General features: G+C 32.8%; 2 protein-coding genes. Both read left to right on the plus strand.

From position 1 onward, the window contains the following. The first annotated feature begins 89 nt into the window (after positions 1 to 89). Complete coding sequence (locus tag GOQ24_RS14995) at positions 90 to 674, plus strand: cell wall assembly protein (protein WP_155093023.1); 585 nt, start codon at positions 90 to 92, stop codon at positions 672 to 674. A gap of 265 nt (positions 675 to 939) precedes the next feature. Then, the gene (locus GOQ24_RS15000) at positions 940 to 3,012 is read left to right on the plus strand and encodes a S8/S53 family peptidase (protein WP_160340054.1); all 2,073 of its coding nucleotides are present in this window, start codon (positions 940 to 942) and stop codon (positions 3,010 to 3,012) included. Positions 3,013 to 3,554 lie beyond the last annotated feature (542 nt).

The raw sequence follows: 3,554 nt of genomic DNA on the forward strand, positions 1-3,554 counted from the left end.
GATGAAATAGTGCAACGTTTAGAATGCCTATTTTTATGTTTAATATTAAAAAAAGAAAAAGCCACTTCGTGGACAAAATGAACAAGACAATGGTAAAAGAAGAATTTACTGCGTTATTTAAGGGGTATAAAATCCCAAATGTTTTGAAAAGCTTAATTGATTTTCAAACTTCAGAAAATGTAGCATCATATTATTCAAATGCTATTTATTTAATAGATGAAGTAGATGGTGTAATTGATGGGTTTTCGAGTGAACCAGAATTTTTAAACTCTTTTATTCCTTTTGCAGAGGCAGATTCAGTTGGTAGCATCTATGCTTTTTGGATCAATAATAAGGAAGAAAAAAATTTAGAGAACTTACCAATTGTTGTTTTTGGGGGTGAAGAGGGAGTTCACGTTATAGCTCAAAACTTAACTGAACTATTGCAAATAGCAGCTTATGATGTTGAGCCAAATGTTTTTGAGGATGAGGTTAGCTTTCCTGATAAAGAAGAATTGATTGAGGAGGATGAGTTTCATCCTACTGAGTTTAATAAAGAGTATTTAGATTGGTTGAGAAGTGAAGCTAAATTAAAACCATTTGTTAAAATTGAAGATATTGATGAAGTCGTTGAAAGAGCAGCTGAAAAGTTAGGTAGTTCTTTGAATGATTTTTTAAAGAAATATAATGAGTAGTTAATACTCGAATAGTATAAAAAAAAGGAATTGCTTTCATGTAATTCCTTTTTTTTTGATTACATTTATAGGTATAACTATTTGATTATTATAATTTTGTATTCTTTTTATTGTGGATTGGGTGATAAAGTTTCTTTGTAAATGATATGAGCAGAGAGTGGTTTTTGTAGAATGTTAAAATTGTTTGATTCCTATATTTTTATATAATTTCTAAAGTTTTACTTTATGAATTATAATTAACAAACTAAACTATAAAGTATTCCATATGAAAAAAATTACGCTATTATTACTGAGTCTTGTTCTGTTTTTTAAGCTTGATATTGTTGAAGCTCAATCTATAGAAGTGAGAAATAAGATTATGGAAAACTATGGGGAACATAGTAGGCAACTTAATCTTGCAATCCAAAGTACGTTAAATGAAACAAACCAGGCTTGGCGTATTGCGGAAGAAAAAAGTATACCCATAACAGGGGTGGATATGAAAGGAAATGTGTATTCACTTGTAAAGTTTAATGAGGAGGGGGTACCTATTTATAAAGCCACTTTAAATAAGGGGTCTAGGATTACTGCTCGTGTTGACGGTATTAAGAATACGGCATATAGAAGAGAATTGAGAGGGCATGGAATTTTTGTTGGTGTTTTTGATGGACAGGTGGCGTTAGATCAACACAGAGAATTTGTCGATAGGGTGACTAATAAAAGTGTTGTGATTTTAGGTGAAAGTTTGCCAGACTTTAACTCTCCAGGTTTTAGTAAAGCTGGTTTTGAACGTGGTAGAGCTCACGCAACACACGTGACAGGAACAATTGTAGCACAGGGATTAAATGAGAGAGCTCTTGGGATTGCTCCTCATGCGACTGTTCTAAGTTATTCTTGGAATAATGATATTTTTAATATGCTTGATTTAGCAAATGACGGTTTATTAGTTAGTAATCACTCTTATGGTTTTCAATTCTTTGATGAGTATGGATTTCTTTATGATCAATCTCTTAGACTTGAATTAGGAGCTTATGTGAATGAAAGTAGAATGGTTGATATTGTTGCTTATGAAAGGAAGTTCTATCAACCTGTGTTTGCTGCTGGTAATGATGGAGAATATACCAAACAGACTTATAGAAACTTTCCTGAGAAAAAGAATGTGGACATGTTGAATGGCTATTCGTTGTCTAAAAATGCTGTTGTCGTTGCAGCAGTAAAGGAAGTGAAAAATTATGTTGGAGCTGAAAGTGTCGTGTTAGCGAGCTTTAGTAGTCAAGGTCCTTCTAATGATTTTCGTATCAAACCTGATATTTCAGCAAAAGGGGACATGGTTTTTTCTACTACATATAAGAACCCTGCGAATATGAAAAATGATCCTAATACAGGTTTGTATGTTAGTTATTCGGGAACATCAATGGCTGCTCCTGCTGTCACAGGTGTTTTTGCCTTGTGGCAAGAATGGGCAAGCAAAAGAAATAAGGATAAGAACCCTTTAAAGTCAGCATCAATTCGTGCGATTATGGCGCATACGGCTGATCAAACAGGCGAGAGAAAAGGACCTAATCACTTATTTGGTTGGGGATTAATCAATGCTGCAAAGGGTGTACAGTTTTTAGAGGCAAGTAGAAAAGGGGAGTATGCACTTTTATTAGAGCACGAACTAAAGAATAAAGAGGTTTATTCAAAAGAGATTGTTGTAAAGAAAGCTACGGATAAGTTAGTAGTTACTTTGGCCTGGACTGATATAGCTGGTGGAGTAGATTTTCATTTATATAGAGATGAAGATTACACTAAGAAGAATCCTATTCTTGTTAATGACTTAGATATCGTTGTCAAAAAAGATGGGATAGAATATCTTCCTTGGAAATTGAATAAAGATTGGTCAAACCCAATAGCTTTAAAAGGTAATAATGACGTGGACAATATCGAACAAATCGAAATTGAAGACGTGGAACCTGGTACGTATACTATTTATATTAGCCATAAAGGGGATCTTAGTTATTGGGAAAGAGAAAAGGAACTGAAACAAGAATTTTCTTTAGCAATGAGTTTGTCAGATGCATACATAGTTGAAAAAATACCAGGAGAGGATAAAAAAGATGAACTTGTCAAATTAATTCAAAGTCTTTGGCCGAATCCAATTATTGATTTTGTCAATATTCAAATTATGGAAGAGTTTGCTAAAGAAGCTATATATATACGTGTATATGATACCACGGGTAGATTAGTACATACATATGAGAAGAAAAATGATGAGGGATTGTATAGTTTCTCAATGGAAAAACTGCCAAAAGGTATGTACTTTATTGATCTTCAGGTAGGAGAGTACAATATCGTTGAAAAAGTGGTAATAAAATAGGAGAAGACTATTACTTAACTTCGGTAATATTTTTACTATTACAATGATAATGCATAACTATGTGAAAAAAAGTTTCACTTGTAACGTGTATCATAATAGGTAGTTATCGTTACTCCGAAAAAAACCTTTAAAAAAAGGCGTTATAAAGTTTGGAAGTAGCGTAAAAGATACTACTTTTGCATCCGCATTAGAGAAGTAATAACGACTCTAGAGGTAGACGCTCTTAAATATAAAGAAAACAGCAAAGAAGAATTAATAACTTTGAAAGGCTTTAAAAACTTTAACAAAATAAAGTTTGGATAAGTAAAAGATAAGGTATTATCTTTGCGGTCCGCTTCAGTAAACACTGTGGCTCGCAAGAAAAAAAGAAAAAGAAATTTTTCGAAAAAAGTTTTGCGAGATTAAAAAATAGTTTTACTTTTGCACTCGCTTTGAAACACAAGTGATAATAACAAGAAGAATACGTTCTAAGACATATTGGACAACAGCATACAAAAAGAGAGTAAGGCAAGTCGAAAGATTTGAATTAACGCGCTAATCGA

The organism is Myroides sp. LoEW2-1, from assembly GCF_009767705.1.
GTDB classification, from domain to species: Bacteria; Bacteroidota; Bacteroidia; order Flavobacteriales; family Flavobacteriaceae; genus Flavobacterium; species Flavobacterium album_A.

Coding starts and splice junctions, on each gene's coding strand:
- GOQ24_RS14995 (WP_155093023.1), top strand. CDS start 90: ATGGTAAAAGAAGAATTTACTGCGTTATTTAAGGGGTATAAAATCCCA.
- GOQ24_RS15000 (WP_160340054.1), top strand. CDS start 940: ATGAAAAAAATTACGCTATTATTACTGAGTCTTGTTCTGTTTTTTAAG.